Origin of the sequence: uncultured Meiothermus sp. (assembly GCF_937863175.1) — a bacterium.
Taxonomy (GTDB): domain Bacteria; phylum Deinococcota; class Deinococci; order Deinococcales; family Thermaceae; genus Meiothermus.
In genome coordinates, this window is the sequence record NZ_CALMCQ010000260.1 from 1 (window position 1) to 4,940 (window position 4,940).

A 4,940-nucleotide genomic window follows, 5' to 3' on the forward strand; every position below is an offset into this window, starting at 1 on the left:
GAGGTGACTAAGATTGAACCATTGGTGGTCTCAAAATAGGGGCGCACTACAATCTGACAACCTTCAAGAAGATTGTCCAGGATGGTGTATTCAGACTTCTGCTCCATACCGCCCCGCATCTTAGAGTAAGCAAACAAAGCAGGCTAAATGCTGCTCAAACCGCCCTTGCGGCACATTACTCCTGCAAGGAGGACCGACCACAGCGCCTGAATCCGAAATGCCCAGAAGATAGTTCATGCAATTCCTCCCCCTCTAAACTAGGTTAGTAAAACTGTTGCAGCCATCTCACCATGGACTGCACAACTTAGACCGCTCATTGTACCTAAATTGTAGGTAACGGTGAGTTCCACAGCAAAGGGTATGCCAAACAACCAGCGGTTGCCGAAAATTACAGCATGTCCCTCGCTTTTCCACCATGAAGAAGGGTTTTCCTTCGACATTAAGTTCTAGGGGGTAGTGTCTCAACCATAATGACAAAGAATGGGCACCGGGAAACTGGATGCGCTCGGCAAACCTGCGCCTCGAGGTGAAGGCGCGTGCAGGGCGCTCTGAAGCACTGCGCTTCACCCGAGTTCTGGCCTCACGAACCGCTCGCTTCCCGGTGCAACGACTCGAGGACAGATGCACGAGTTAGCGGGGGCTACCTCGAGGCCACCCTTACCAGACTCATCTGGTTGAGTGCTTGTTCTAAGTCGGCAATCAGATCTTCGGGGTCTTCGATGCCCACCGACAGCCGCACCAGGGTATCGGTCACGCCGTGAAGCTCGCGGATTTCGGATGGCAGCAGCTGGTGGGTGGTAGAGGCCGGGTGGGTGGCCAGTGATTCTACATCACCCAGGCTGACCGCCTGCGTGAAAAGCTTCAGTCCATCGAGAAATACTGCGGCGGCCTGTTTCGATTCCAGCTCAACAGAGACCAGCCCACCAAAGCCCTGCATCTGCCGCCTGGCTACCTCGTGGCCAGGGTGGGAGGGCAGACCGGGGTAGTGTACGCGCTGAACGGCGGGGTGCCTGGCCAGATACTCCGCCACCTTTGCCGCGCCCGCGCAGTGGGCCTCCATGCGTAAGGGCAGCGTCTTGAGGCCCCGCAGCATCAGATAGCCCTCAAATGCGCCCAGGGTTCCGCCGATATGCCGCAGTCCCTCGGCTCGCACAGCATCCATCAGCTCCTTAGGCCCTGCCAGAACCCCCGCCAGACAGTCGCCATGCCCACCAATGTATTTGGTAGCGGAGTGCAGCACCACATCAATGCCGTGCTCCAGAGGGCGGGTCAGATAGGGAGTGGCGAAGGTGTTGTCCACCACGGTTAAGACACCTCGAGCCCGCGCAATTTTGGCCACCGCCGCCAGGTCGTAGATGCGCAAGGTGGGGTTGGTGGGGGTCTCAAAATAGATCAGTTTGGTGGCCGGAGAAAGTATGCTGGGCAGGTTCTCCACGCTCCCGGCATCGGTCACACGTACGCCAAACCTGGTCAGGGTTTCCAGAAAATATCCCTCGGTTCCGCCGTAGAGCGGGGCCAGGTACACAATCTCGTCGCCGGGGGCCAGCAGGGTGTTGCAGAGGGCGCTGATGGCGGCCATCCCGCTGGCAAAAGCCACCGCTTCCTGGGCCCCTTCCAGGCTGACCAGCTTTTCCTCAAAGGCCCGCACGGTGGGGTTGCCAATGCGCCCGTAGATGTAGCCAGGCTCCTCACCGGCAAACAGCCGCTCCCCTCTGGCAAAGGAACCATAAGCAAAAGTGGAGGTGCTATAGATCGGCACCACATGGGCTCCGGTCTGGGCGTCGGGGTGGTGTCCAGCATGCACTGCGCGGGTTCTAAGTTTCATACGCTACCTCTGGGGCCAGATTGTTGCTTGATTTCAAGATAACACCCCAGCCCTGGCAGGCGTGTGCAATAACGCCCGCCCAAATTTCTAATGAAGCAATCTGAGGTCATAAACTGATAAAATAGTGCAATCCTATGGCATCTGTCGAGCTGGACAAGAAAGACCGTAAAATTCTGAACATCCTGCAGGGCCGGGCGAATATCCCCAACAACGAGCTGGCCGAGCTGGTCAACCTCTCCCCTTCTACCTGCCTGCGGCGGGTCAAGCGGATGGAAGAACTGGGGGTCATTCGCGGCTATGTGGCGCTGCTGGACAGGGACAGGATTGGCCGCAGTCTGTGCGTGTTTGTGCGGGTCAAGCTCGACCACAAGAGCCGCGCCGATGTGGAGCGCTTCGAGCAGGAAGTCCTCAAATACCCCGAGGTGACCGAGTGCCATGTGGTGATGGGTGAGGACGATTTCCTGCTCAAAATTATGGTGGCCGACCTGAACGACTTTCAGAAATTTTTGCTGGATCACCTTACGGCCATACCGGGTTTGAGCACGGTCATCTCTTCGGCAGTTTTGCGGCAGGTTAAGAGTACTACCGAGTTGCCGGTTTAACCAATCGCCTGGTCGCTGGTTTGTTTGGGAGAAAAGGGACAAACGTTATGGCCAGGAAGCCTAAGCTAGGAATTATGAAAGAAGCGGCGCAGCAGTGGTGCTACTCGTTGGCTGAGCTGGCCAGTATGGCGGCTTCCAGCACAGACGGGACGGTGCTTATACGCAGAGGCCTCGAGGTCTTGATGGAGAATCTGACAGCACGCTGTGGCGAGGCCTATAGTGTGCGACAGGGGCGGCTCGAGCTGGAGATTTTGCAGAACTGCCATATCGGGTGTGCTCACGACAGGAAGTCCATAGAGCTAGCGCAGCTGGCGCAGGACACCCAGCAACTGATTTGGAACCAGCGCCTGGTAGCCGTTCCGTTGCTGGCTGCTGGGCAGCTACGCGGAATCTACGTGCTAAGCATGCCTCTGGAGGCTGCCCCTTCGGAGGAAGCTTTTTTGAACCTTGGCGCCTCTCTGGTTGCCATGGGTCTCAAACATGCCAGCGAGGTAGACCGGCTCTCCCGTCGGGAGGCCCAGCGCAGCACCCTGATGCACCAGCTGCTCTTTGCTCAGGAGGAGGAGCGTCGCCGGGTAGGGCGGGAACTCCACGATGAGGTAGGGAGTCATCTTACCGGGGCCTTGCTGGCACTACAGATTGCCGAGAAGCGCCCCGAGTATCTAAGCGAGGCCCGCAAAGCGGTGGTGCAGGCGCTGGAGGAAGTGCGGCGTCTGTCGAGAGATCTACGTCCGGCAGTGCTCGACGACCTGGGGCTGGCCAAGGCCCTGGAACGTTACTTGCAGGAGTACCGGCTCCGCACCGGCATCAAGGTTCAGGCCGAGATCGAGTGCCCCAACCTGCGGGAAAGCCAGCAGATTGCGCTTTTCCGGGTGATTCAGGAAGCCCTGACCAATGTAGCCCGTCATGCCCAGGCCCGCAAGGTCTATGTAGGCCTCACAGCCTGGGACAGGCGTGTGCGAGGCCAGGTGGCCGACGACGGGCTGGGTTTTGACCCCCTGAAGGTTCCGGCTTCCGTCGGGATGGTGGGGATGCGCGAACGGATCGAGCAACTGGGCGGCAGTCTGAATGTGGAAAGCACCTCCGGCAAAGGCACCCGCATCAGTTTTGTGGTGCCGGTATGAAAGTGGTGCTAATTGAAGACCATGCCCTGATCCGCACGGGCCTGCGTCTGGTGCTCGAGTCCGCCGACCACCTGGTTGAAGCCGAATTTGATCGAGCCGAGGATGCGCTGGCAAGGCTGTCCGATATCCCTACCAGCGACCTGCCCGATCTGGTGGTGCTCGATCTCAACCTGGCAGGCATGCCCGGGATACAAGCCTTGCCCAAACTGCGGGACTTTGCCAGGGTGCTGGTGCTTTCCATGCATGAAGAAACCGAGTACATCGCAGAGGCTTTTGCAAGGGGAGCCAGCGGCTACCTGCCCAAACGCGCCGTGGATCGAGACTTGCTGGATGCGGTAGCGGCGATTGCCAGGGGAGAGCGCTACCTGCACCCCTTGTTGGCCCCACGTCTGGCTGAACACGTAAGCCAGCCTACCCCAGAGATGCTTTCGCAACGGGAGCGAGCGGTCGTAGCGCTGCTGGCCCAGGGCTACAACCTCAGCCAAGCCGCCGAAAAGCTGTCCATCTCGGTCAAGACTGCTGCAACCTATAAGAGCCGCGCACTGGACAAGCTGGGCCTGGACTCGCAGCCCGAGCTGGTGCAGTGGGCCAGGAACCACGGGTTGGTGTAGGAATTCTTCTGACGTTGCTGTCAGACCTTCCCTGACCTTGGGAACCAGGGGTTGACTTAGCTTAGAGACAGGAGGAAGTGACATGAAACACAAGATGCTCCTGGTTCTGCTGCTTGCCCTGGTTCCCGTTCTGGCTCAGTCCGCCAACTTCTCCGCCCTCACCGTTCGCGAAGTCGGCACCTTCATCTCCACGCTGCCCGCTGACTGGCACGGTGTAGCACCCGCCGCAGCCAAAGCCCAGATTGACGCCATCCAGCCCTTCATCCTCGACATCCGCGAAGTTGCCGAGTTCCGCGAAGGCCACATTGCCGGGGCTGTCAACATCCCCCTGCGCACCCTTCCCGCCAACATCGCCAAGGTGCCCAGGGACAGACCCATCATCGTCTACTGCCGCATCGGACACCGTGGCGCACTGGCACTCCCCTTCCTGCGCGGCCAGGGCTACAACGCCCGCAGCCTGATGGGCGGCCTGAACGCCTGGACTGCCGCCAATCTGCCGGTTGTGAGACCGTAATCTGGCCTCTACGCAATCCCCCTGATACGACCCCCTTCCAAGGGGGTTGTTTTTGCCGCGATACTTCCCTGGTCGGGCGTAGGAATTCTTCTGACTGCCCTGTCAGACCCTGCCTGACCAACGGTTCCGGCAAAAGCCCTATTTTGGGGGCAGGAGGTACCGTATGCAACTACTTGGCTGGGTTACCGCGGCCACTTTTGCACCGCCCAGGGCTGCCCTCGAGCAGGATCTGACCTCGGGCTCGTTGCAGGCTGCCATTGCAGA

At 59.3% G+C, this 4,940-nt stretch carries 5 protein-coding genes; 4 read left to right on the plus strand and 1 reads right to left on the minus strand.

Features of this window, described 5'->3' with window-relative positions; translation table 11 throughout:
- Positions 1 to 640: 640 nt before the first annotated feature.
- Positions 641 to 1,825 (minus strand): PLP-dependent aspartate aminotransferase family protein, encoded by a 1,185-nt coding sequence (locus Q0288_RS09805; RefSeq protein ID WP_299429893.1) that lies wholly within the window; start codon positions 1,823 to 1,825, stop codon positions 641 to 643.
- A gap of 134 nt (positions 1,826 to 1,959) precedes the next feature.
- Between Q0288_RS09805 and Q0288_RS09810 the strand changes: the two genes are divergently transcribed.
- The 4 genes from Q0288_RS09810 to Q0288_RS09825 all read left to right on the plus strand — a co-directional run bounded on the left by Q0288_RS09810 (position 1,960) and on the right by Q0288_RS09825 (position 4,676).
- Complete coding sequence (locus Q0288_RS09810) at positions 1,960 to 2,427, plus strand: Lrp/AsnC family transcriptional regulator (RefSeq protein WP_299429895.1); 468 nt, start codon at positions 1,960 to 1,962, stop codon at positions 2,425 to 2,427.
- Positions 2,428 to 2,501: 74 nt separating this feature from the next.
- On the plus strand, positions 2,502 to 3,551 hold the full coding sequence (locus Q0288_RS09815; protein WP_299429897.1) for a sensor histidine kinase: 1,050 nt from the start codon (positions 2,502 to 2,504) through the stop codon (positions 3,549 to 3,551).
- A complete protein-coding gene (locus tag Q0288_RS09820) occupies positions 3,548 to 4,162 on the plus strand; it encodes a response regulator transcription factor (RefSeq protein WP_299429899.1) in 615 nt (204 codons plus the stop codon). The genes Q0288_RS09815 and Q0288_RS09820 overlap by 4 nt, the downstream gene beginning before the upstream one ends.
- An 82-nt stretch (positions 4,163 to 4,244) precedes the next feature.
- On the plus strand, positions 4,245 to 4,676 hold the full coding sequence (locus tag Q0288_RS09825; protein WP_299429901.1) for a rhodanese-like domain-containing protein: 432 nt from the start codon (positions 4,245 to 4,247) through the stop codon (positions 4,674 to 4,676).
- Positions 4,677 to 4,940 lie beyond the last annotated feature (264 nt).